Origin of the sequence: Loktanella sp. F6476L (genome assembly GCF_023015725.1) — a bacterium.
GTDB lineage: Bacteria > Pseudomonadota > Alphaproteobacteria > Rhodobacterales > Rhodobacteraceae > Yoonia.
Genome location: NZ_JALKAR010000010.1, coordinates 14,418 through 39,166 on the forward strand (window position 1 = coordinate 14,418; position 24,749 = coordinate 39,166).

Annotated in this window: 20 protein-coding genes; 9 read left to right on the forward strand and 11 right to left on the reverse strand. The window is 57.7% G+C overall.

What is annotated here, in order from left to right:
- Both MWU61_RS16175 and MWU61_RS16180 read left to right on the forward strand, forming a co-directional pair.
- Complete coding sequence (locus tag MWU61_RS16175) at positions 1-1,152, forward strand: hypothetical protein (protein ID WP_247129498.1); 1,152 nt, start codon at positions 1-3, stop codon at positions 1,150-1,152.
- Positions 1,149-1,871, forward strand: coding sequence for a hypothetical protein (locus tag MWU61_RS16180; protein WP_247129499.1), 723 nt, complete (start codon positions 1,149-1,151; stop codon positions 1,869-1,871). The genes MWU61_RS16175 and MWU61_RS16180 overlap by 4 nt, the downstream gene beginning before the upstream one ends.
- A gap of 60 nt (positions 1,872-1,931) precedes the next feature.
- Here the strand turns inward: MWU61_RS16180 and MWU61_RS16185 are convergent, their stop codons facing one another.
- Positions 1,932-3,287: a phosphomannomutase gene (locus MWU61_RS16185; protein WP_247129500.1), complete on the reverse strand. Its 1,356-nt coding sequence runs from the start codon at positions 3,285-3,287 to the stop codon at positions 1,932-1,934.
- Positions 3,288-3,502: 215 nt separating this feature from the next.
- Here MWU61_RS16185 and MWU61_RS16190 point away from each other — a divergent pair, with 215 nt between their 5' ends.
- Complete coding sequence (locus MWU61_RS16190) at positions 3,503-5,596, forward strand: hypothetical protein (protein WP_247129501.1); 2,094 nt, start codon at positions 3,503-3,505, stop codon at positions 5,594-5,596.
- Between the two features lie 2 nt (positions 5,597-5,598).
- Here MWU61_RS16190 and MWU61_RS16195 read toward each other — a convergent pair whose 3' ends face one another.
- The 4 genes from MWU61_RS16195 to MWU61_RS16210 form a co-directional block, all read right to left on the reverse strand.
- Positions 5,599-6,207, reverse strand: coding sequence for a class I SAM-dependent methyltransferase (locus tag MWU61_RS16195; RefSeq protein WP_247129502.1), 609 nt, complete (start codon positions 6,205-6,207; stop codon positions 5,599-5,601).
- A 130-nt stretch (positions 6,208-6,337) separates the two neighbouring features.
- Complete coding sequence (locus MWU61_RS16200) at positions 6,338-7,747, reverse strand: CAP domain-containing protein (protein WP_247129503.1); 1,410 nt, start codon at positions 7,745-7,747, stop codon at positions 6,338-6,340.
- 193 nt (positions 7,748-7,940) lie between these two features.
- A complete protein-coding gene (locus tag MWU61_RS16205) occupies positions 7,941-8,942 on the reverse strand; it encodes a ParB N-terminal domain-containing protein (protein WP_247129504.1) in 1,002 nt (333 codons plus the stop codon).
- Positions 8,943-9,039: 97 nt separating this feature from the next.
- Complete coding sequence (locus MWU61_RS16210) at positions 9,040-10,425, reverse strand: AAA family ATPase (RefSeq protein WP_247129505.1); 1,386 nt, start codon at positions 10,423-10,425, stop codon at positions 9,040-9,042.
- A 434-nt stretch (positions 10,426-10,859) separates the two neighbouring features.
- On the opposite strand from MWU61_RS16210, the gene MWU61_RS16215 reads away from it, so the two are divergent.
- Complete coding sequence (locus MWU61_RS16215; RefSeq protein ID WP_247129506.1) at positions 10,860-11,846, forward strand: replication initiator protein A; 987 nt, start codon at positions 10,860-10,862, stop codon at positions 11,844-11,846.
- Between the two features lie 121 nt (positions 11,847-11,967).
- Here the strand turns inward: MWU61_RS16215 and MWU61_RS16220 are convergent, their stop codons facing one another.
- From MWU61_RS16220 to MWU61_RS16235, 4 genes are all read right to left on the reverse strand, one after another.
- Positions 11,968-12,645, reverse strand: a complete 678-nt coding sequence (locus MWU61_RS16220; protein WP_247129507.1) for a class I SAM-dependent methyltransferase — start codon at positions 12,643-12,645, stop codon at positions 11,968-11,970.
- A gap of 22 nt (positions 12,646-12,667) precedes the next feature.
- Positions 12,668-13,969 carry a hypothetical protein gene (locus tag MWU61_RS16225; RefSeq protein WP_247129508.1) on the reverse strand — a complete coding sequence of 434 codons (1,302 nt, stop codon included), beginning with the start codon at positions 13,967-13,969 and terminating at the stop codon, positions 12,668-12,670.
- A 154-nt stretch (positions 13,970-14,123) separates the two neighbouring features.
- Positions 14,124-14,738: a polysaccharide biosynthesis/export family protein gene (locus MWU61_RS16230; RefSeq protein ID WP_247129509.1), complete on the reverse strand. Its 615-nt coding sequence runs from the start codon at positions 14,736-14,738 to the stop codon at positions 14,124-14,126.
- A gap of 275 nt (positions 14,739-15,013) precedes the next feature.
- Positions 15,014-17,446, reverse strand: a complete 2,433-nt coding sequence (locus MWU61_RS16235) for a tetratricopeptide repeat protein (RefSeq protein ID WP_247129510.1) — start codon at positions 17,444-17,446, stop codon at positions 15,014-15,016.
- Between the two features lie 250 nt (positions 17,447-17,696).
- Between MWU61_RS16235 and MWU61_RS16240 the strand changes: the two genes are divergently transcribed.
- Positions 17,697-18,032 (forward strand): hypothetical protein, encoded by a 336-nt coding sequence (locus tag MWU61_RS16240; protein WP_247129511.1) that lies wholly within the window; start codon positions 17,697-17,699, stop codon positions 18,030-18,032.
- Between the two features lie 39 nt (positions 18,033-18,071).
- Here the strand turns inward: MWU61_RS16240 and MWU61_RS16245 are convergent, their stop codons facing one another.
- On the reverse strand, positions 18,072-18,785 hold the full coding sequence (locus tag MWU61_RS16245) for a sugar transferase (protein WP_247129512.1): 714 nt from the start codon (positions 18,783-18,785) through the stop codon (positions 18,072-18,074).
- A gap of 434 nt (positions 18,786-19,219) precedes the next feature.
- Here MWU61_RS16245 and MWU61_RS16250 point away from each other — a divergent pair, with 434 nt between their 5' ends.
- From MWU61_RS16250 to MWU61_RS16265, 4 genes are read left to right on the forward strand one after another with little or no spacing between them, the layout of a single operon-like run.
- Positions 19,220-20,101 carry an AAA family ATPase gene (locus MWU61_RS16250; protein ID WP_247129513.1) on the forward strand — a complete coding sequence of 294 codons (882 nt, stop codon included), beginning with the start codon at positions 19,220-19,222 and terminating at the stop codon, positions 20,099-20,101.
- A gap of 24 nt (positions 20,102-20,125) precedes the next feature.
- Entirely contained in the window at positions 20,126-21,700 is a 1,575-nt protein-coding gene (locus tag MWU61_RS16255) for a Wzz/FepE/Etk N-terminal domain-containing protein (protein WP_247129514.1), read from the forward strand.
- Complete coding sequence (locus tag MWU61_RS16260; protein WP_247129515.1) at positions 21,697-22,491, forward strand: CpsD/CapB family tyrosine-protein kinase; 795 nt, start codon at positions 21,697-21,699, stop codon at positions 22,489-22,491. The genes MWU61_RS16255 and MWU61_RS16260 overlap by 4 nt, the downstream gene beginning before the upstream one ends.
- On the forward strand, positions 22,475-23,365 hold the full coding sequence (locus tag MWU61_RS16265; protein ID WP_247129516.1) for a glycosyltransferase: 891 nt from the start codon (positions 22,475-22,477) through the stop codon (positions 23,363-23,365). The genes MWU61_RS16260 and MWU61_RS16265 overlap by 17 nt, the downstream gene beginning before the upstream one ends.
- Positions 23,366-23,439: 74 nt before the next feature.
- Here MWU61_RS16265 and MWU61_RS16270 read toward each other — a convergent pair whose 3' ends face one another.
- A complete protein-coding gene (locus MWU61_RS16270) occupies positions 23,440-24,615 on the reverse strand; it encodes a polysaccharide pyruvyl transferase family protein (protein WP_247129517.1) in 1,176 nt (391 codons plus the stop codon).
- Positions 24,616-24,749: the final 134 nt, after the last annotated feature.

Below are 24,749 nucleotides of genomic sequence, written 5' to 3' on the forward strand. Positions count from 1 at the left end.
ATGGGTCAATTGCACATCTGTATCGGCTTTGCCGAAGCTCTGCCTGCCCCCGAAGTCGTCTTTGATCTACGCAACGCGGGTTACCGAGTCTCTGCCTTTGCACGCACCGCCCGCCCGACGTTGATCCATCTTGGGGTGACCATCACCCAAATCCCCGCCCCGGAACAGGATGTGCAGGCTGCAACCGCCGCTATTCAGACCCTGATGCAGGGAAATAATGCACCTGATTACATTCTGCCGCTTGATGACACTGGGCTTTGGCTGGTCGATCGCGCCATTGGGGATGACCCGCGCAATGCCGGTGCAAGCGGGGCGCAGGCCACCGTCGCCTTGGATAAGGCACAACAGACACGCGCGGCACAGGCTGCTGGTCTGGATGTTCCACCCACACAGATCACGGGTGAACCTGATGACACGCAGGTTCCCTATCCCGCCATTGCCCGCGCTGCCCTTGCGGTGCGTGTGACGGACAATCAGCTGGGTAAGGACGACCCCGTTTACCTTGTTTCAGACACTGATGCGGGCCAACTTGATCCATTGAACGGCCCTTACCTGATCCAGCCGCTCATCACCGGTACGGGTGAAGGGGTGTTTGGTGTCATGACTGATCTAGGTGTCGCGGCCTGGTCAGGGCATCGTCGTTTACGCATGATGAACCCACATGGATCGGGGGCCTCTGCCTGCCAGTCGATCACGCCTGATCCGGCACTTTGCGCCAAGATAGAGACGTTTTTGCATGATATCGGCTGGCGCGGTCCGTTTATGATTGAACTGCTGTGCGATGCGGACGGCACGCGTTGGTTTATGGAGTTGAACGGGCGGCAATGGGGGTCACTCGCGCTCGCGCGGCGGCAGGGGTTTGCTTATCCGACGTGGGCGATTGCACAGAAGACAGACGCTGATTTCACACCGCCTGCGATCACAGGGGCCCCGCGCATCCAACGCCATCTGGGGCGTGAGCTGCTGCATCTGCTTTTCGTGCTGCGCGGACCCAAAAGCGATTTTCACAAAGCAAGCTGGCCGTCGTTCTGGGCGAGCCTACGGGGGGTCTGCGCCCCTGCCCCGCTGTCCAGTTTCTACAATTACGACCCGAAGCATCGCGGGTACCTGATCCGCGACACAGTTGCGACGTTGAAAAAGGTGCTGCAATGACCCAGATCCGCGTTGTTCTGCATGCCCATTCCACATGGTCCTATGACGGGCGACACAGCCTACGCCAGATCGCGCGGCTATACGGCGCGCTTGGGGTGCGGGCGGTGATGATGACGGAACATGACACGGGTTTCGCGCCTGATCAGTTCGCCGCATACCGGCAGGCCTGTGCGGATGCGTCCACCAAGCGCTGCACCCTGATCCCGGGTATCGAATATTCCAGCCCTGACAACCGCGTGCATATTCTGACATGGGGGCTGGATCGTTTCCTAGGGGAACATCGCCCTGTGTTAGAGACACTTCGTGATGTGCAGACTGCTGGTGGTGTCGCGATCTTTGCCCATTCGATCCGGCAAGATGCATGGCAGGTATTTGATCCTGCTTGGGTGCCTTATCTGGCGGGGATCGAGCTGTGGAACCGCAAATCCGATGGGATCACATGGGGGACACAAGCCCAAGATTTGATTGCGCAGACCAGCCTGCCTGCAACGGTGGGGCATGATTTTCATCGACTGCGGCAGATCTATCCGTTGACGCAACGCTTTGATGTGGATGAAAGCGCTGCGTTAGAGCCACAATTGGTGACCGCATTGGCCAAGGGCAACAGCAGCCCGCAGGCGTTTCGCGGCGATCTATCTTTGGGCAGTGCCCTGCATCCGCGGCTGGAACAGTTGCGGCGAAAAGTCCGCGACGGTTTGCGTCGGATCAAAGGGGGTTAGGGGGCCAGCCCCCGCCCTGCGGGCTCCCCCGGGATTTAGAAAGACCCAAAGAAGCGGAAGCTAAGCGCGTAGTTCAGATGTGAGCGCGGTGAGGCCCTGTGTGAGGGCAGCTTGCGCCGCGTCGGGGCTGTCGGCCTCTGCATAGAACCGGCATTCGGGGGCGTTGCCGGAAGGGCGCAGATGCACAATGCGCCCGTCGGTCAGGGTCATGCGTAGACCATCGGTGCGATCAACCGCCGCCTCTGTGCCGTTGATGCCGGCCAGAAATGCTGCCCGCGCGTCAAGATCAGTGTCTAACAAGGCCACAAAGGCGAGCGATACATCCGTTGGCACGTCTTCAACACGTCCCGTGGCGGTGAACCGTGCGGGTTGCGCCTTGATCATCGCCGCGACCCCCTGCCCTTTGGCCACCATCAGCGGCGCGACCAGCGGTAGAACCGCGTCGCGCGTCATCAGGGGTGCCAACCCGTTCGCAGCGAACCCCAACAGGAAGCCACCGTTCGCCTCGTACCCCACGACCTTACCGCCGCAGTCCATCCCCGCGATCACATGGGGCGATCCGATCTTTGTGCGCAGCACGCGATCAAAAATAGTCTCTGCACCGGTGTTTGAGGACACAGGCGTGACCGCAATCTCCGCCCCGAGGAAATCACCCGTGATCTGACCCAGCACATCGCCCGGCACGACCTGCCCCGTTGCATCCGTCAACAACGGGCGGTCCCCGTCCCCGTCAAGCGACACAATCGCGTCGACCGAATGGGATGCGGCCCAAGCGATCAGCTGCGCGCGGGTTTCAGCATCAACGGCTTCCGTATCGACGGGGATGAATTTGTCTGATCGGCCCAGTTCAATCACCTTTGCGCCGAGCCGTTCAAGGATATGCATCAACAGATCACGGCTCACCGTTGAATGGGTGTAAACGCCGATCGTCATGCCCGACAACGCATTCCCGCCAAAGGCATCCACATAACGCGCAGCATAGGCGATAGGCACCGCGATATCGTGGCCACGTGGGGCGGGTTTAACGTCTATTTTCGACCCTAACGCGGCCAAAATGGCTGTCTCGTGGTCTTTGGTGATTTCGCCTTCAGGCGTATAGAACTTCAACCCGTTGCGGTCCGCCGGAATATGGCTGCCTGTGATCATCACAGCCGCAGCCCCTGCGTTCATCGCAGCAAGCGCGAGCGCGGGCGTCGGCACATCACCGCAATCCACCACAGGGATGCCTGCAGATGTGGCTGCCTGCATCACCATGCCCGCGATCTTGGGCGACGATGGCCGCAGATCGCGCCCCACCCAGATCCCCGTTCCGGCAGGACAGGCTGCAATAAACGCCTGCACATGATCGGCCACCAAAGCCGGGGTGAGTTCCACAACAAGGCCACGCAGGCCGCTGGTTCCAAACTTTGGGGGCATCAGATCAACTTTCGCAAAATACGGGTGCCTGTGCTGTATGCCAAATGGGTTCCCAAATGGAAAACACCAAATTGAGGTAAATACGCGTAGGCGTTTAACATATCCGGCTTTCGTAAAAACGTGGGCAAGGTCCGCATCACGGCCACATTTGTGCCGCCCCGCCAGCACAGCAATAACCGACATCTCAGGTACCAGCCCGGGGTGACCGGGCGCTGTTGGCCAACACACCGATGCCCGCGTTCACACTTGCCCAGATGATCCAGCGTCCCACGGACGCAGGCACGTCGCGGATCACTGATATTGCGCTCGGGACAGGTGCGTTGTCGGATGTGCTGTATAGCACGACGCGCTATGACGGGCAGATCGACAGTTGGGATATTACAGGCAGCGGAATAGCCGCGCTGGACAGTGACAGCTTTGCGATTGGACCGATTGCCGGAAACAGCCCGCGACTGACCTTTGTGGACGGGCAGCTGTTGACGGGTGGTGGGGCTGGCGGCGCGTTGACACTGCGCAGTCTTGGGACAGACGGCAGCCTTGGGGCGGCGGTCGATTTGACCGGCACCACAGGTTTTGACGGGCCACTGATTGATCCAGTTATCACCACGCTCGCGAATGGGGGTACCAGTGTCTACGCAGGACTTTCGAACGGGTCTGGCATGGTCCAGATCGTGTTGGATAGCGCAGGCAATGTGATCAGTACCGCAGAGATCGACGACAAAGGCCGCACCGCTGCAGACGAGATCACCGCGATGACCACAAGCGTGATCGACGGGGTCAGCTTTGTCTTCACCGCGAGCGCCTCTGATCTCGGCATAAGCGCATGGCAGGTCCGCGACGCAGGCAACATGACCGCACGCGAAACATTGCGACCGGAAACGGGATTGTGGGCCTCTGCCCCAACCGCAATCGAAGCGATCACTGTGAACGGTCAAGACTATGTGGTGATGGCCGCCGCAGGGTCCAGTTCGTTGACTGTGGTATCAACGGGACCTGTGGGCGAATTGGTTGTGGTGGATCATGTGATTGATGACCGCACCACCCGCTTTGACGGGGTCACGGCGATCACGACGGTCACACATCAAGGTCAAACATGGGTGTTTGCGGGGGGTGCGGACGACGGGATCACCGCGTTTCAGGTGCTGGATGGCGGCAGATTGCTGGCGCGTGCCCATATCGCAGACACAACGGCGATGACGCTGACCAATGTCAGTGCAATGACTGCACGGTCCAACGGGGCGACAATCGATATCTTTGCAGCCTCTGCGACAGAGGCCGGTTTGACCCGCTTAAGCCTTGTCATAGACCCTGATGAGGACGTCATTATCGACACCGCGCAAAGCGATACGCTGACCGGCGGGGCAGGTGCGGACGTGTTTGTCATGACCGCAGACGGGCAGGTGGATACGATCAGTGATTTCACATTGGGCGAAGACACGCTTGATCTGACCGATTGGAACGGGCTGCGCAGCATCAACCAGCTGTTTTTCGACCCTATATCAGGGGGGATCCAGATCACTTACGGGGACGAGGTTCTGATCCTGATCAGTGCGGACGGGTCCGATATCGCAGCGTCCAGTTTCACGCAAACCGACCTGATTGCGCCTGCGCGCATTCCGCAGGTGATCACACCCGGCCATCCTGGTCCCATCACCGAGGTGCCCGATCTTCCCCAGCGTCCCGAACTGGGCGATCCTGTGCCTAATCTGGTGGACCTGCCGCAGACCAGCGCGTTGTACGGCACCCGCAATGCGGACACGATCACGGGCACGGACGATAATGACCTGATCTACGGTATGGGCGCAGATGACCGGCTATCAGGTGGGGCAGGGGCCGATCTGTTATTTGGCGGGCAGGGCAGCGACCTGCTGCGCGGGGATGCGGGCCACGATTATCTGTTTGGTGGTGACGGGCGCGATGGCGGCTGGCAAAGCCCGTTACGCCCTACCGCATCCACAAACGCAGACAGGTTGGAAGGTGGCACAGGCAATGATGAACTCTATGGGCAAGCCGGGGCTGACCGTCTTGATGGCGGGCAGGGGGATGACCTGCTGTCAGGTGGTGGCGGGCGCGACACCTTTGTGTTTCGCAGCGGACAAGACAGGGCTGTGGATTTCAATCCTGTGACAGACCGCATTGCGTTGGATGATGCGTTATGGGCTGGCACATTGACGGCCACACAGGTCGTGGATCGTTATGCGACGGACACCGGATCAGACACTATTCTTGCGTTTGGAGGTGGAAACAGCCTGCACCTAGATGATTTTGACGATCTTGGCGTGCTCGCTGATCGGATCGACATCTTTTAGGATCATGACGCTTGCGACTGCGCCAACCAAACCGTTGCCCCCCCACAGTCCGGATCTTCTGAAATGTGTTTGATGACCGCAAATCCATGGTGTGCCAGCAAGCTGCGGTATTCATCCGGATCAAGGCTGGCGTGATACAGTGGTTCGCCTTCGAACGTCCCGATTGCTTCGCCGTCAGTTGGACCACTGGTGAACATCAAAGCCGCGCCCGGTGCCGCATGACGTTGGAACACAGCAAACATGGCGCGTTGGTCGTCTTGGGACAGGTGAAAGAAACTGTGCCACGCCAAAATGCCCGCAAATTGCGTGTCTAACGCGAGGGTACGCATGTCGGATGTGATCCAAGTGGCGTCAGGCAGGCCCGTCGTAGCGATTGCGAGCAGTTCTGGTGAGGTATCAACGCCCGTCACGGCATGACCTTGCCCGATGATATGACGCGCATTCGGCACACCTGTGCCGCATCCCAGATCCAGCACATGTGCCTGCGCTGGCAAAAGGGCGGTGAACCGGTCCATCCAGATCGCTTCGCCCGGGATGCCCTGTCGCCGTTTATGCCATGCCTGCGCATGACGGCGGTAAAGCGAGATGATATTGGCGGCGGATGGATGCATACCGTCTTGTACCGCGCGCGGGCTGACCTGCAAAGCGGCGTCAGTGTTCGCGGCGAAACAGGCTCTGTTTCATGCGAAAAGGCCCCAATCACACAGGATCGGGGCCTTTTGTAAAGCCGGTGTTCAGTCTCTAGTAAACCAGCAGATCGTTCATCAGCAGGTCCAGATTATCCACGTCATTGATCCGCAGGCTGTCACTGCCAAAGTCAAAGACCGCGTTGCCGTTGATGATCTGGCCAAGCGCCAGTGCTTCATCAACCGTGGTCACACCCAAGGCATCACCATCCAACTGAATGCTGTCAACGTTATCGGTGAAATCAAGGATCACATCATCGCCGTCGGCAAAAACGAACGTGTCACGCCCGCCGCCGCCGGTCATCCGGTCATCACCCGCGCCACCATTCAGCACATCCGCACCGGATTGCCCATGCAAACGGTCGTTGCCTGCCCCACCGCTGAGCATATCAGCATTGGCAGCAGCATCCGCGCCGTCGTGATCCAGATTATCCCAACTGACATCGCGGCCTTCGCCGCCTTTCAGCACGTCAGACCCGTCCCCGCCATAGAGCCGGTCAGCCCCTTCACCGCCCAAAAGCTTATCGTCACCGTCGCCGCCATCCAGCGTGTTTTCACCGCTGTTGCCCGTCAGGACGTTATCCGCTTCGCTGCCTGTCAGGCTGAGATCACCGGCCCCGAGCAGTACCGCGTCCGCAATCCCCGTATACAGGGTCGCATCTGCGGACAGGGCCAGTATCTGGCTGCCATCATTGGCGGTCACGACGTCCAGCTTGGCGTTTCCGTTGGTCATATCAATCGCAAGGGTCGCAAGTGTTGCGGCCCCAAGGCTGACTGTGACGGCAACCGCATCATCAGCGCCAACCGCCAGACCGTAGCCGCCAGCGGCAGCCGTTGTGGTGGTGGTGCCATCTGCGGTGATCGTCAGTCCAGCCTCGCCTTCTCCGACACCATAGAAATCATCTCCGTCGCTATCCGTGTAAGCGACACCCGTGATGAAGTAATCCGATCCGGTACTTGCGAAATTCAACGTCAGCATCGACGCGTTATAGGTGGTCCCAGACTGCGTGAAATCGCCCGCAACCTGCGCAATCCCGATTTCGCGGATATCAGAGGCAAATGTATTCTCGCGGTGCCCTGCACTGCGGTACAGGCCTTCGTGGTGATCTTCGATCGCTTGTTCGAGGTTCACAGCACTCGTTGACCCAGTCCATGCAAGGTTTTCCCGCCATGTCCATGATCCGGTCAGCGTATATCCCGCGTCGACAATCCTGTCCCCCGGGTCCGACCCGTTCACACCCGTATGTGAAAACGTGTCTTCGTCCAGCATCCACGCCGAATGATCCAGCGCCGATTGTTCAAGGTCTGTATTGAACGCAAGCACCTGACGTGGTGTGCCCGAAATGGTCCCGGCAGAAAGACCTGCGTTTAACGATAAACCAAAGCGGGCCGCTTCGGCTTGTGGATCAAGCCGTGCCCGGTTGATCAATTCAAGTAAGTACTGTTCAGCAGCAGAAACAGTCATTGGCTTCCTTCCATCTAGTCCGCCCCCCCGAGCGGTCTAATGTGAAGCCTCTAACATCGCGTAAAACCTGACACTGCTTAGGTTCAGGTGTGTCAGAACTTGGGCAATTTTGCCTTTACCTGAAACAGATTGTTTCGCACGCGAAACATATTATGTTCACCTAACCTTGCAGACCCTTATAAAAATAAGGGGGTCAGGTCGCATTCTTGGTTAAAAACGCCTGTAGCTTTTGCCTAAAATCAGCGTCATCTAATTGGGCGCCACTGAGAACAATGTCTCCTTTTGCCGTCCTTTTGTATCGCAAGCCCTGTCCCAGATCGCGGGGCGGCTCTGCCATGCTTTGCGCGGGTTGCTTGGGGGCGGCAGGCGCGGGTTTGTCCGCAAGCGCATCCATCAGGATCGCGGTTTCCGCTTCGGCCGTTTCAGGCGTATGCGCACGCAGGGCCGTGATGATCTGATCCGCTTTCCCCGCATCCGCATCAAGCGCCTGCGCCAGCGACAGGCCAACACGTTCGGTCAGCGCCGTGGGGAACCGCAGATGATCATCCAAAGCCCGCACGATAGTGATGAAAGACCCGATCTTGGACCGCTTGGGACGCGATGCAGCATGGAACAACGTCACAAGCCCCACACGGTCGGTCCGGTAAATCCCTTGGTCCACCGCACGTGCCACGATGCGGGCGCGTTCATAGTAGGACAGGCCCACACGAATTTCGTTTTCTTCGACCATCGCCAGATAGGCATCGGCGCTATCGGCAGGGGTCCGAATGATCGCCAGCACATCAGCGGCTTCTAATTGGCGCAGCGCCTGCAGCCGTCGCCAGCCAGAGATCAGACCGTAGCGTCCGTCGTCCAGCGCTGTGACCTCGATCGCGGTCTGTTGGCCGCGTTCCCGTAGACTGTCCACCAGCGTGGCCATTTCGGTATCATCGACAGCGATCCGGTCGCGCACCAGATAATCGTCGCTGATCCGGTCTAATGCGATCTTCTGTATCAACCGCCCTTCAGCGCGCGCATCGGTCAGGGTCTGGGCAATCTCGGTCAGGGCTGCTGACGCCGACGCATCCTGTGCCACATCCGCAATTGGGGCGCGGGTCTTGGGGGCGACACCTAGCGGGTAGCGCGGCATTGCCTTCGTTTCCAGCGCAGGCGCGTCTGTGATGACAGCGGGGGTCAGGCGTTTGCGTTTGGCCATGGGTCGTCTCCTTGTTCATGGGTCTTTTGACCCAGATGCGTGACCGAATGGGAAACCCACCGCACGCCAGATGTTTCGCACACGAAACGTATTATGTTCACTTTTCCATCTCGGCTTTCGCCGCCAATTCGTCACGTCTCCACGTTCCGAGAAGCAACGTCTTGAAGGCCGCATAGGTGTTATCAAAGGTCTCGCGACCCCGCGCATAGGTCTCGCGGTTGAAATCACGGTAATCGGCCTCGTAGATGCCCTGCACCTGTTCGCCGGCCTGCCCAATGAGCGCAGTAAAGTCTTGCCGATGCGGCGACAGGGTGGTGCCAAGGTAGGCCTGCATCAACGCGGCCAATTCAGCCTGCTGAGAGCCATCGTAGCGCGTGACCACCGCCCGGACCGCATCCCACTGGAACGCCATCTCTGGGCGCCCCAAAGCACGTGCGGCAAGGTTCTCGCCTTCTTCAATGGAACTGAAGGTCGTGTGCAGCATGTCAAAGAACCGACCCGTACTGTCGAATTCCAAGAACGACGCGCCCACAGGGACCAGCAGAATGTCAGCGGCGGCCAACCCGTTGATGGTCAGATAGCCAAGGGCAGGGGGGGTATCGACGAAGATGATATCGTATTCATCCAAGACCCCGTCATCATCAAGCACATCCGTCAACGCATCCCACAATTTCCAGCCACGGCCCTGCATGCGCCAGACAGGGACTTGGAATTCAGCCCAATAGAGGTTCAGCTGGGCACCAATCAGATCAATGTTGGGCCAATGGGTATCCTGGATCAGGCTTTGCGCCTTCACATCCAAAGCTTCCGTCAGGGTGTCGTCCAGCGGGATCGGATTTTCACCGCGGTCCATCCGGCGCTGATTGTCCTCGCGCAGATGAGTGGCGTAATGGCGGGCGAACAGCGGAAAGACGGTTTTCCATTCATCTTCGACCTTGCCGCCAAAAACGGAGGTCATCGAGGCCTGTGAATCCAGATCAATCACCAGCACCTTGTAGCCATCCAAAGCGGCGGACATGGCCAGATGGGCGGCTGTACTGGTCTTGCCAACCCCGCCTTTAAAGTTCGCAACCGCGACCATCTTTGCGGGCAGGCCTTCAGGGCGGTAGGGTTGGTATTCTTTTGCCTTTGATCCGGTAGATCCAAAATGGGCACGTAGACGCAGGACCTCATCCAGCGTGAACCACTTGGCACCGCCATTGGTCTCAGAGGCACCTTGCGGCAGATCAGGGTTCTGTTTGAGGACGCGGCGGAAATGAGCGGTGGCGACAGGGATCAGGTAGCGGGTGATTTCCCATGTGGAAAACTTACGCAGTTTGCGCTGACCATCTGCATTCAATCCACGGCTTGCCAGATCGTCACGTCCGGCTTCACAGGCGCGCGCAATGGCGGAAAACCCGTCAGTGGAGGTGGGCGCATCAAGGGCTTTGAGCGCCTCATCAGGGTTGATGCTGAAATAAGGTGGGATGTCTGTGCTGCTCATGATCGCCTGCTATGTGCGTTGTTTTTGCATAGATACCACAAAACGCAGCACATGGAAGAAAAGGTTGCACACCCCCTCACTTTTCTCAGCAAAACAACGGATATCAGGGGGACAGCTGTGCATAGAGTGGTGTGAAAACAAAAAAAAGGAAAGTTAGAATCTGTTAGTATTACGTTATGGGGTGCCGGCTTTTCCTCAGAAGCCACAAAAAAAAGGGCATGGGGCGACTCTGAAACGACGATGCGACTCTGAAACCCCGATAAGGCGACTCTGATCCGACGAGCCTGCGACTCTGAAACCCCATTGGATCGCGCTGGCAGGACTCGACAGATGCCTGTGGATAACTTTAGGGTGTCACTGAAACCCCGAATAGAGGGTTGGGCGATTCCATGGCGGTTAATGATCGTGGGAGGCCCGAGGCAAAGGCAGGTAAGATGACAGCAATTCCCCAATCGGGAATGCGGGACTTCTTCGTATGTGATTTATTCGATGCCAGTCCAAAGGCGGACTTGGGGTCGATGGAACATCCGATGTTCTCGCTTTCCACACGGCCCGACAGGACTATCCGGTCTTATGTGCGCGGTGATGTTGAAGTGACGGTGACCCCTTCGGTGCGCGGCCGTGCGACGATCCATGACAAAGACATCCTGATCTATTGCATCAGCCAGTTGATGGCGGCGGTGAATGCGGGCCGGACTATTTCACGTAAACTGACGCTGACGGCCCATGACCTGCTGGTGGCTGTGCGGCGTGATACCGGCGGCGATAGCTACACCCGGCTGCGCGAGGCGTTTGAGAGGTTGGCAGGCACGCGGATCACGACGAACATTGTGACAGGCGAGGAAGAGACCACATCCGGCTTTGGCCTGATCGAAGCCTGGGAGATCGTGCGCAAAACCCGTGGCGGGCGCATGGTGTCGGTGACGGTGACTTTGTCGGAATGGTTGTTTCGGGCGGTCACCGCCAAATCGGTCCTGACCCTGTCGCGTGATTATTTCTCCCTGCGCAAACCGCTGGAACGGCGGGTCTATGAATTGGCACGCAAACATTGTGGCAACCAACGCGAATGGCGGGTCACTGTCGCGACATTGCACGAAAAGGCCGGATCAGATGCGCCAGTCCGTGTGTTCCGTGCCGCGGTGCGCAAAATGATCGCCGCCGACAACCTGCCCGATTATACGCTGGTGGAAGACGACGGTGACGTGATCCGGTTCTCGCGCAAACGTCTGGTCGAGGATGTGCCCGGTTTGCCTGCCTTCAGCACAGACACGATGGACCAAGCCCGCACCATGGCGCCCGGTTTTGACGTCTACGCGTTGGAAGCGGAATGGCGGGCGTTCTGGGTCACGGCGGGCCGTCAGAAATTGACGAACCCGGACAAAGCGTTCTTGGGCTGGTTGCGTGGCCGCGTGAAACGGTAGTTTTGTTGTGATGCTGCGGGAGCCTCCGGCGGGGATTTAGAAAGACCCAAAGAAGATATGAGGGCGTGGCCCATTTCTTTGGGTTTCTCTATATCCCGGGGGTTTGGGGGCTGGCCCCCAATCAACGATAGTCGCGGTAGACGATCAGGGATTTGTTGAGGCCGAAGAACTTTTCACTCTCGTGCACGCCGTCGGGCATCAGGTGCCGCAGGAGGCGGCGTGACACAATCCGCGTGTGGTCGATCCGCACCAGCGCGTCTTCAAAGCGGCATTTCCGCGCAAAGCCTACGTTGAATGTCGAATGACACCACAGCCGCGTGGGTTCGGGCAGCCAGTGCACGAAGGGCACGCCGTAGTGCGGCTCGAGCGGGAACCAGAAGTTGGGCGTTTGCAGGTAGTAGGCGCGCCCCACCCGCATGGTCTCAGCCGCAAGGCCCGCCATATCCCGATACAGACCCACATGTTCGATCACCGAATTGGAATGCGTCATGTCAAAAGACCCGTCGCCGTATTCCGGCATATGGGTCCCATCCCCAACAACAGTCTCTATTTTGATGCCGATATCTTCGACGCTTTCTTTACCCACGTCTTCTTCGGTGTTCAGGATCGTGATGGTAATCCGGTCGTGGTATTTGGGATCAAGCAGCTTCCAATAATCGCGACGTCCCCCGATATCGAGGATCGTTGCATGATCTTTCGTCGCCAAAATCTGGTCGAGCAGTTTTTCGACCCAAACAAAGCGTGCACGTCGCATTTTGTAACGGATTGAGGTCGGATCATTGGCGTCGGGGCGTTGCATTTTGAGTGTCTTTCAAAGGGAATTAGCGGCGCAGATCGAAGGTGCGCGCGAGGCCAAGCGATAGACTAGTGGATTCTGTCGCGGTCTCGTCACTTGGGTCGCGCGATTGCATCCCGATCCCCGCAGAGGCGGTCCAATCGGGGGTCAGCGCGTAGGTCATTGACAGGTTCGCCTGTGACAGATCCACCATGTCACCGGTGGCGACATCTTCTGATCGTGCAAATCCTGCGGACAGCCGTAGGTTCGCCACTGGCGTCAGCGCATAGTTGGTCGCCACAGATAGAGACGTCACAAGGTCTTCGTCATCACGGCCTTCGCGGGTCAGGGACCGGTCAGCGCTGGCGGTGAAGTTGCCCCATGGGCTGTCATCTGCAAAGGTATGTTTGAAGCTGGCGGTTCCGGTCACAAACACATCATCGGTGCTGGCGCGGCTTAACCCCAGACCAAAGCGAGCGGTGGTGTCTTCCAGTGTGAAGCTGCGCGCTGCAGACAGATGCAGTTGCGATCCGTCGTCCCCGTCGGTGGCGGCGGCATCCACGGTGATCTGCCCATTGGGTTGGGTCAGGATCAGCCCTGCGTCGATCCCGTAACGGTCATAGGTGTCTGCACCAGCGGTTTGCGAGAAGTGTACGCCCGCATTGGCCTGCATGACTTCAGTAATATCAAAGCGGGCTTTTGCGCTGATCCGGCCATAGGTGTAATCGGTCAGTGTGCTTGTATCAGCCAGATTGTCGTAGCTGATGTCATCGACTTGTAGCCCAAAGGTCAGCCCGAAGGGCGCGTCGTCACGCAACGACAACGTCCCGTCAAACCGCAGCCGGTTCCGGTTGCCCCCGTCTTGGGTCAAATCGGCAAAATCAGGGTCTAACGTGCCATCCGCAGTCCGGGCGAGATTCAAGGTGCTGGTGTTATCCAGATCAGTCCGGCTGGCAAACAGGCTGACGCTGATCGCGCTGGCGGCTGCGTCTTGGGCATAGCTTAGCCGCAGGGTTGGATCGGTGAATTCACCGCTGATCCCGTCGGTGCTTGGCCCATCCACAAAGCGGTATCCGCCGCCCAATTCAAAGTTGAGGGTCTCTGTGCGGGTTTCGGAACTGACGCGCAGGGATACATCGCTGATCGCCTGATTGGTCACGCCATTGGTCGTGGATGTATCTGGCCCGCTGCTGTCGCGGCTGATCAACCGTTCGGCCAATCGCAGTGTCATCAGAAAGCCGCCTTCGTCACTTTGGGCGAAAGCCGTAAAGGGTAGGGCCACAGTGGATGCCAAGACCCCGCATAGGGCCGCATTCCGGATGATCCGTTTGGGAAATTGCTTGCTCATGCGCCGGCCCTTTTGTCTTTGGCCCGGTTATCCGCTTGTCCGCCCTCATATGGTGGGGCAAATCAGATGCGGTAGGCACTTTATAGGGTCTACAAAAGCAAAAAACGGGCGCGCAAACAAGGTCTGCGCACCAGTTGGGGGGATATCGGGGGGATTATTCGAACAGGCGTCGCTGTGGGACAACAATAATGTCACCCTCGGCCAGCACGGTCATGCCTGCGTTGCTCAGACCTGCTTCGATTGCTTTGTAATCGAGGGTCACCAGCTGTTCGGCCCCGTCCGCGGAAGGACGGCGCAATTGCACGCGGGATGATGCCGCAAACCGTGTGAAACCGCCCATTTCGGCAAAAGCTTGCAATACGTTTGCACCTGGGTCGAGTGTGACTTTGCCGGGTTTGCCGACTTCACCCATCACGAAAATCTCGATGGTGGGATCAGGTTCAGGCGCGCGTGGTGTGACGGCGCGGCGTTCAGCCAGACGTTCGACGGCGACAAACACATTTGGCCGTGATGCGAAACTTGCGGCAAGACCAGAGGCTAGTTCACGCTGGATGTCTTCGATGGATTTACCGGATGCTTTGATCGCACCGGTCAGCGGCATCGAAATCCGCCCGTCAGGGGACACAAGAACAGACCGGTTCAATGACGGATCTTCGATCACTTCCACCCGCAGAATGTCACCATTGCGGATCTGGTAGTTGTTTTGTGCGACGGCAGTCTGCGCCCAAAGGGTCAGGGCTGCGGCGATGATCGCTGAAATGACCTTCATTGTCGTGTCTCCTTGATTGAAAGGGCCTGCACCCGGTCCAATCTGATGTGTGTCTGCCTGATAGTGGCTGCTCGTGATCCAAGGCACGGATTGATCTTGTTGTGCGCCCTTTGGAAACAATATCGCGTCAAATATGGCCGAAACTTGGTCAACATTGCGGCAAGAATGGTAAATTTTGTATTAATATTGGATTAAAATGAGGGGGAAAACACGACTATATTCCCAGTAAAAACAGGGAATGACGCGGGTTTCGCGCAGCGCGTGTGTGAATGTGTTTACTGTAGCAGCTCGCTCAACAATGTCCGCGCATCAGTGAACTGGGGCAGGGGGCTGTCGCCTGCGAGATCAAGCGCTTGGGTCAAGGCTTGCGTGGCTTCTTCCGTGCGTCCCAAGGCATGCAGTGCTTTGCCCAAGTGGTATTGCACCAACGGATCACCGGGCAGGCCTAAGGCTGCGGGTCGCAAATAATCCAACGCTTCGGCGTGATCCCCGCGCCGGTACACAATCCAGCCATAGGTATCTTGGAACGCGGGGACATCCACACCGCGCAGGCGCCGTGCGATCCGGTAGGCCCGATCAAGGCTGGCGGTGTCATCGCGGTGTGCGGCCAAAAGGCTGGCCAGATTGTTCGCCACCACCACGTTGGAACTGTCACGCGTGTACAGGTCTTCGTAGATGCCGATGGCCCCGTCGATATCGCCGGTTTGTTCCAGTGCACCGGCTTTGATCCACAGCAGTGTTTCGGAATCCGGCAGTGTCGCCAAACCCGTCTCTAACACTTGGGCTTTCTCGGTATCGCGCCCCTGCAGGTGCAACAGCGAATAGAGCAAACGCACGGCAGCTTCGGTTTCTGGGGCATCATTCAGGACCGCGCGGAACACGCTTTCGGCTTCGTCCGCATCCCCGTCCATCATCGCAACGGATCCCGACAGCATGCGCAATGTCATGTCGTCAGGTCGGTCGGTGACGGCCGTGTCCAGATAGGTGCGGGCTTCTTCAAGTTTACCGGCCCGAATTTGCGCCAAGGCAATGGTCAGGGCGGCCCGCCCGTCTTCGTCCATGTCTTCCAACTGGTCTTGCAGGACCGCAAGGCTTTCGTCGGTCCGGTTTTGCGCGGACAGAATGGCGGCTTCCAGCGCTGTGGCCAATTGACCTGCACGTGGATTGCGTTCGGCCATCGCACGCAGCTCACCCAGAAGGGCAGTGGCGCGGGGCCAATCCTGTTCACCCAAATGTAGATCGGCCAGCACGCTGATCAGTTCCAGATCGGTGGGTGCGCTGCGACGGGCGTCAATCAACACAGCGGCTGCAGCTTGGGTGCGCCCGTCGCGCATCAAGAACCGCGCATAGCGCAAGGACGGGACGGTGGCCGCGTTTGATACTTCAACGGCCAATGCCAGCCGTTCGCCGGCCAGTTCGGGAAAGCCGGTGCGTTCATGGGCGGTGGCCATCAGCATCATGATATCGGGATCACGCGGTGATTGGCTAAGCGCTGAGCGCAGATCGGTGATCGCGGCATCCGGACTATCCGCATCAATCGCCCAAGCCGCGCGCATTTTCAGTGCTTCGACGTTGGTGGTGTCCTCAGCCAGAATATCAGCCACGACGGCGCGGGCTGCGGTTTCATCATCTGTGGCGATCAGCATCTGGGCATACATCGCCTTGATCCGGCGGCTTTGATCACTGTCAGGCAGGGTTTCGGTCATGGCCTGCATCGTCGCAAGACCGGGACCTGCGGGATCTGCTTCGAACATCAGCAGGGCTGCGGTCGCTTGATACAGGGCTTGGACATCCTGATCTGCGGTGGCGGTGGCCAAAGCATTAAGTTCATCAAGGGCGGCCTGATCGCCATAGGCGCGACGCAGGAACTGGACGACGGTCATGTGCCCTTGAGGTGCGGTCACCGGATCGCCGGCCATGTCGCGCAGGATGGTTTCGGCGGCAGGGTAGTTTTGTTGTTCAAGGTGCCAGTTCACAAGGGCTGTGCGCACCTCTTGGTTTTCGGGGAACCGGTCGAACATGGTCTCGAGCTGGGCAATGGCAGCCGGATCGTCTTTCATATCCGTCAACAGGCGCAGCTTGGCCCCGTGAAATTCAAGCGATGTGGGATCAAGACTGATGGCCTGTTCCAGCAAAGGCAGGGCTGTTTCAGGCAGCGGGCCACGGGCGGCAGCATCAATCACGACACGCAAGGCCACCAGATTATCGGGGGTCGTGTCCAGAACCGTTTTGGCACGGGTGGTGGCCGCTTGCAGGGCGTCTGCATCATCCGCGCGCAAGGCGGTGGTATAGGCAATGGCGGCGGCCACGGCTTGGGCACGGGGCGCGTCGGGTGTCAGGGCGACACCGGCGTTGCCATGACGGCGGACTTCGTCCCAGTCGTTGCGGCCCAATGCGATTTCAGCGAGCGTCAGACGGACATCTGCCGTATCGGGATATTGTTCGATCAGGCGCAGGTATTGGCCGTAAGCATCATCGTTGCGGCCCAGATCACGCAGGGTATCGGCATAAATCTGGCGGGCGTCTTTGTGAAAACCGTCGTGTTGGAATACATTGCGAAATTCGATCAAGGCACGATCGGTGTCACCTGCTGCAAGCAATGCCAAGCCGGATTGATAATAGCGCTCAGCCCGTTCTTCGGCATCGTCGCAGGCGGCCAAAAACAGGACGGCGCATAAAGCGGCCCGTTTGATCAAAGGGAATGTCATTACACTGCTCAATCTTATCGGCCGGTTGTCCGGCTCTGTCAGAGTGAAGATTAGCAGGCCGGACCGCGCTTGTCGCGGCCTCGTGGTGTGTTGGGGGGCAGGTGTGGTGTGTGTGCGTCAGTGGGCGCAGCTGACTTCAATGCAGACCTTTATGGATCTTATCGCGAATGACCGCACCAATCTGGTTTCGGTTCTTCCAATCCGCCCCAAACTATGAATGATTTATCTCATAGTAACTTTGAGAAATCTTATGCCGCCACGAACACCTCCACCTAAACTCAAGCTATCCAGACTGCGAGACATTGGTTGGTCCGTTTGGGACCCGATTGGGCTATTAGGCGCTGATCAGAGGTGGAACGACGAAGACTGTCTGCCGTTCGCGGACGAATATGATAGCTATTTAAAGCAGGCAGCAGGCCGACTTCGCAGGGGCGAATTGACGTCGGAAGTTGCAGCTTATCTGGCTGAAATCGAAGTGGAATACATGAGCTTGGGTGGCCCGTTCCAAGATGCGTTGGCTCGGGCTGAACAAGTTGTGGAAGCAATCCAAGCCGACACGGAGCTCTGGATTTACCAAGATCGCTAAAGGCTGGTGCTTAGGCTGGATGAACGCAGCGGCGTGCCCTTAGTGACCCGTTGCCCGTGTCACGACAGCAATCGTTGCGAACAGCATTTTCAGGTCGCCTAGGAACGAACAGCTGTTGTGGTAGCCGGTGTCGTAAGCGGCGCGTTCTGCAAATGCGGTCTCGTTGCGTTCTGATACCTGCCAAGGGCCGGTGATGCCCGGTAGCAGTTTGTAATAGGCCGTGCCCGGATACATGCCTTGTTGTTCAGGCAGCATCGGGCGGGGGCCAACGAGGCTCATCTCGCCGCGCAGCACGTTCAGCAGCTGTGGCAGTTCATCCAGCGATGTTTTGCGCAAGATGCGGCCAAAGCGTGTGATCCGTGGATCATCTTTGAGTTTCTGGGTCCGATCCCATTCGGCGCGGGCCGCTGGATCGGACTGCAAATGACGGGCCAGAGCCGCGTCAGCATCGGCCACCATCGACCGGAATTTCCACATTGTGTAAATGTGGCCATTCAATCCCACACGGCGCTGCGTATAAAACGGATTGCCGCCACCCAAAGCCACAAATAACGCCAAAAGCGCCATGACAGGGATGACAAGCGGGCTGGCCATGACGATCACACAGACATCAAACACGCGTTTCAACCCAGCGCGGTAGGCGCTGTTTGGTGTGGCTGTCGCAGGCCGTACATGGCCAAGATCCAGACCTGCAAAAGCAGATGGCATGGCGACAGGAACAGCATTGCGTTGCATGTCTTTTGTAAAGTGCATCAGTGGATCCCAAGTCAGGGGTAAAGACCGTGAGATCTTTGTGAGTGTTCCCAGTGAGTACTGATGGCTTGGGTGTTTTTAAGGGAAAATTAAGGACAATTTTAAGGTTAAGATTCAGTTTCTTAACACATTTTAGCCGCAGTAAGGCGGGTTTCACGCCATGGTTGTGGTGGATTTGCGGCTGGCACGCTAAAATCCTATAAAAAGGGGGTAGTTTTGGTCCCAAAGGGATAGTTTACGTTGGTTAACGGCCTGCGCTGTTGCCCGCACAACATTAATTTGCCCCAATATGGGAACCTTTTTGTAGGATGCTTGCAATCGCGGGCCAAAGTGCCCCATGACTTTTGGAGATAAGCGATTTTGGCCCTGACATGCATGCCATGCAGAGGATCAAGACAAGAGGCAAACAGCGCAAAGCGCTACCCGGGAGAACGATGGGACAACCCCTCGACCTGTATACGGCCCATTTCGGGCTGCGCGAACGACCCTTTTCGCTGGTGCCTGATCCGGGCTTTCTGTTCTGGTCGGATACACACGCGCGTGCGTTTTCGATGCTGGAATACGGTATCCTGACACGCGCCCCGATCACGTTGATCACAGGCGAAGTGGGCACCGGTAAAACCACGCTGATCCATCAGTTGCTTGATAGTAACCGCGAAGATGTGACCATCGGTTTGATTGCGAACGCCCATGGTGACCGCAGTGAATTGCTGCGCTGGGTGTTGATGTCATTGGGCCAGACGGCTGATCATAACGCCCATTACGTCGATCTGTTTGGTCAGTTCCAGACTTATCTGGTGTCTGAATATGCCGCTGGTCGCCGTGTTGTGCTGATCTTTGACGAAGCGCAGAACCTGACGCGTGATGTGCTGGAAGAACTGCGGATGTTCACGAATATCAATTCCGGCAAGGACGAATTGCTGCAATTGATTATCGTGGGCCAACCCGAACTGCGTGACATTGTCTTGCGCCCCGACCTGAAACAATTCGCCCAACGCGTCGCCGCCAGTTTTCATCTGCCCGAGATGGGGCATGATGGTGTGGCCGCCTATATCCGTCACCGCCTGCATGTGGCCGGCGCCAGTGCCGATATCTTCGAAGACGGGGCGATTGCAGCTATTTACGACGTGACCCGTGGCATCCCGCGTTTGATCAACCAACTGTGTGATCTGGCATTGGTCTATGCCTTTACGATGGACAGCCAGACTGTGCCCCGATCCGTGATTGACCAGATCATGAAAGACGGTGTGTTCTTTGGTGGCGGTCAGGAAGACCAAGGCACCGCCAGTTTTGTGCGCAGCAGGCGCCCATCATGAATATGGTGACATGAGTATGTTGGCATGAATTTTGATCTGCGGTTCTATCTGTCGCTGTTTGTCCGGCGTCTGCATTATTTTCTGATCTGTCTGGCGATCGGGTCTGCGATTGGCCTGACCTTGGCGACCGTGCTGCCGCCTGTGTTCAAGGCCAGCGCCAAGCTGATCGTGGAAAGCGAACAGATCCCCGATGAATTGGCTGCAACGACTGTGCAGACCGAAACCACGGAACAGCTGCAGATCATTCAGCAGCGCATTTTGACCCGCGATTCATTGCTGGAAATGGCCAACAGGTTGCAGATTTATGCAGCCCGCCCGGGTGAGGTCGTCAAACGTTTGCCCGCCGATGAAATCGTCGATGATCTGCGCCGCCGCATCACCATTGCCACCACGGGTGGATCAACACGCAACGGGCAAGTCCAAGCCACGATTGTCGAAGTCAGCTTTGAAGCGCCGACAGCTTTGATGTCGGCTACGGTCACCAATGAAGTCGTGACGCTGATCTTGCAGGAAAACGTGGAAATCCGGACATCCGTTGCGGGTCAAACGTTGGAATTTTTCAATGAAGAAGTGGCGCGTCTGGATCAGGAACTGGCCACGCGGGGGGCCGATATTCTGGCGTTCCAAGAACGTAATCTTGAAGCGCTGCCCGATAGTCTTGATTTTCGTCGTGCCCAACAATCCGCAGCCCAAGAACGTTTGTCACAGGTCGAACGTGATGAATCGATCATTCGTGACCGCCGCGACCGGCTGACGGCGCTTTATGAAAATACGGGCGATATAGGCGGGGTGAATACGCCGCTGTCCAGCCAGACCGCCGAGCAACGCCAGTTGCAGGGTCTGAAGGATGAATTGAACACATTGCTGGCCGTGCTGTCGCCGGAAAACCCGCGTGTGAAAGTGATGCAGGCGCAAGTGGCCGCTTTGGAAGAAACGGTGGCCGCCCAGACCACAGCCGGATTTGATACATCGCCCACCGGTGCGCCGCTGTCCGCTTTCGATATCCAGATTGCCGATCTGGACGGCCAGCTTGATTTTCTGAACGCCCAGAAGCGCACGATCGAGGCCACGATGGAAGCCCTGCGCGTCTCGATCGAGGCGACACCGGGGAATGCGATTACGCTTGATACGTTGCAGCGCGATTATGCGAACCTGCGCGCCCAATATGATCAGGCGGTGGCCAACCGCGCCCGCGCCGAAACCGGTGACACGATTGAAGCTTTGGCTAAAGGGCAGCGGATTTCGGTGATCGAACAGGCGGTATCACCGCGTGAACCGGACCGGCCCAACCGCACGGCCGTGGCAGCTGCCGGTATGGGGGGCGGGCTGTTTGTCGGGCTTGCGGTGATTGTGCTGCTGGAACTGATGAACACCGCGATCCGCCGGCCTGTTGATCTGGTCAATAAGCTGGGGATTACGCCGTTTGGTACAGTGCCTTTGATCCGCACCCGTTGGGAAGTCGTCCGTCGCCAGACGATCATCTTTGCGGCTTTTGCAGTGGCGATTGTGATGATCCCTGCGCTGTTGTGGTTGATCCATGCCCAAGTCATGCCGCTGGATGTGATTTTGGACCGGATCAAAGATAAGGTGGGCCTATGAGCACGATCCAAGACGCCATCGCCAAGGCCCGCGCGACCCGTAATCTGACGCCAACCCGTCAAGAAATGGAACGGGGCGGTGATGATCCATGGGCTGCATTGACGGCCTTCAAACCGTCGATCCGCCGGCTGCGCCGGAACCGGATTGTGGCGGCTGATGGTGGGCGGCCTGCGATGGATTTCGACGTGATCCGGACACGGATGATGCAGGTCATGCAGGCCAACGCCTGGAAACGGATCGCGATCACATCACCAACGGCGGCCTGCGGGAAATCGACGATGGTGATGAACCTTGCCTATTCGCTGTCCCGCCACCGTGACCACAAAACGATGGTCCTTGAAATGGACATGCGCAAACCGTCGTTGAGCCGCGCCATGCAAATTCCGGGTGAGCAACAGTTCAGTCGGGTGCTGGAAGGGCGTGCGGACTTTACCGATCATGCGGTGCGTGTGGGCGACAACATGATCTTTGCGACCAATGTGAACGCAGTGAACGGGTCTGCGGAATTGCTGCAAAGCCCGGGCACGGCGCAGGTGCTGGATGATCTATCCGCGACCTATGCCCCCGATACGATGATCTTTGATATGCCGCCCATGCTGACGGGTGATGACACCATGGCGTTTCTGGCACGTGTGGATTGTGTGCTGCTGCTGGCCGCATCCGAGCAGACCAGCATCAAGCAGATCGACAAATGCGAACGTGATATCGCATCCCAGACCAATGTGATGGGCGTGATCCTGAACAAATGCCGCTATATGGATCGCGACAACGCCTATGACTATTATGAATGATCTGCGGATCTCTGTCGTCATTCCGCACCTGAACCAACCACAGATGCTGGCGCGGTGTCTGGGATCGCTACGCGACGGGACGCGCCCGCCTGATGAGGTAATCGTGGTCGATAATGGATCGCACGCATTACCTGATGTGCCGGAGAATGTGACCCTATTACAGGAAAACACGCCCGGTCCGGGACCTGCGCGCAACCTTGGTGTGGCGCATGCCACGGGTGATGTGATTGCCTTTATCGATGCGGATTGTCTGGCGCATTTTGACTGGCTTGATGCAGCCGCCCGCGCAATCCAGAGCCACGACATTTTAGGCGGTGATGTCCGGATCGCCTATGCAGACCCCGCGCGTCTGACGGTGTTGGAAGCTTATGAAAGCATCTACGCCTACCGGATGGAACGCTATATCCGCGAAGAAGGGTTCACCGGTACGGGTAATCTGGTGGTGAAAGCACCCGTGTTAGAGACGGTTGGCGATTTTGCGGGTCTCGACAAAGCTGAAGATCGCGATTGGGGACATCGTGCGACAGGCATGGGGTTTGAGATTAGTTATGTGCCGCAGATGAAGGTCTATCATCCGGCGCGGCGATCTTTTGCGGATCTATACCTGAAGTGGGATCGGCAGTTGGCGCATGACTACGGGATGATCGCGGGTGCGCATGGCAAGATACGTTGGCTGATCAAAACGCTGGCGATGGGGCTGTCGCCGCTGGCTGAAATTCCACGCATTGCAACGTCCGATCGCGTACCCGGAGTGGTGGATAAAGTGAAAGCCTTTGCCGGATTATGCCGGATTAGGGTCTATCGCACAGGCCGGATGGTGGATTTGATGCTGCGCGGCAGGCCGGAACGGTTGGCGCAGAAATGGAACCGCTAGCGGAATTTTTCTGGCGAAAAATGTGAGGGCGCTGCCCTCATACTCCCGAGGTATTTTTGACCAAAAGAAAGCCGCTAGGATTGCGCGGCGATCAGTTTGGCGCAAAGGTTTTTCAGCGCTGATTCATAGGTTTTCAGACGTGTTTGACCTGTTTGTAGCGCGGTTTTTGCCTCTTGGGTCAGGGCTATGCGATTTTCAAAACCGGCGATGACCTTGGATTTGATCGCTTCGGCTGTCTCGGATGTGCAATCGACGGTGTGATTGTAGCCGATAGACCCAAAGAGTCCCGCGAATTTGCGGCTATAGGCCATCGGGATGACTGGCACGCCTGAAGAAAACGCGGCGATACAGGCATGCATCCGTGCGCCCGCGAAGAAATCCATGCCGGCGATGTATGATTTCGCGGCTGACGGGCTATCGAATGCGGGGGCGAGCACGGTGTCTGGGAATTCCGCGTGCAAGGCTTGGGACGCACGGTAGTCGTCTTCACCCGCGTTGCGCCCGTCTGCGACGATAACATGCGGGATCAGGTGGACCTCAGCGTTTAGAGACTGAAAATCGGCGATCAGATCGCGGATCAGACCCGGATAATCCATTTGCAGGCCAAATTCGTTTTTGCCCGTATAGCCGCCGCCCATCAAAAGGCCCGATACGTTCAGGCCGATTTTCACAGGGCCGTCGGTTTTCGCGGGCGCATCATAAGGCAGGCGCAGCGCCACGTCGGACCCGATCACCAGATCGCGGGTCACACCCATATCGCGGGCTGCTTTGGTCGATAGATCATCGCGGGTAGTGACGATCGCGCAAAGCTTCATCGAAAGTTTGGCGAAGAAGGCTGATGTCTTGTTCGTAAACGGCCCGATGGTTTGCGGCGCCATCACAAGCGGTGTGCGTGCCAGATGCGTCAGATATTTAAGGATGAACATGCGTCGCAGCCGCCGCCCGCCGTAGATATCCGCGAAACTATCCCCGCCGCCGATATCGATCACCAGATCAGCGCGGCGGGCCTGCGCGAAATACCCACGCGGGTTGATCATCACGCGGCCATCCAGATCGCGGATCGTGATATCGTCCCCACCCACATAAGGCGTGCGTTTGTCAGTCCAATCCATGACGGTGATGTCAATCCGGTGATCCAGATCGCGGGCGATATCGCGGATGATTTCCACCTCTGACACGGTCAATGCGCCAACCCCGAGGTTATCAGAACGGGTCGAATGCAGGATCAGGCAAATCTTCAGGGGGGTCATAGCGCGGTCTTCTTTTGGACTTTTTACGGTTGAACCAAAATCCCACGGTCTTGACCAGAGTTTGCGCAGCCTCGCCCCGCTTATTGACCGGATCATTGTAAACGGGGAACAAGCGGTCAGATGAAAAGGCAAAC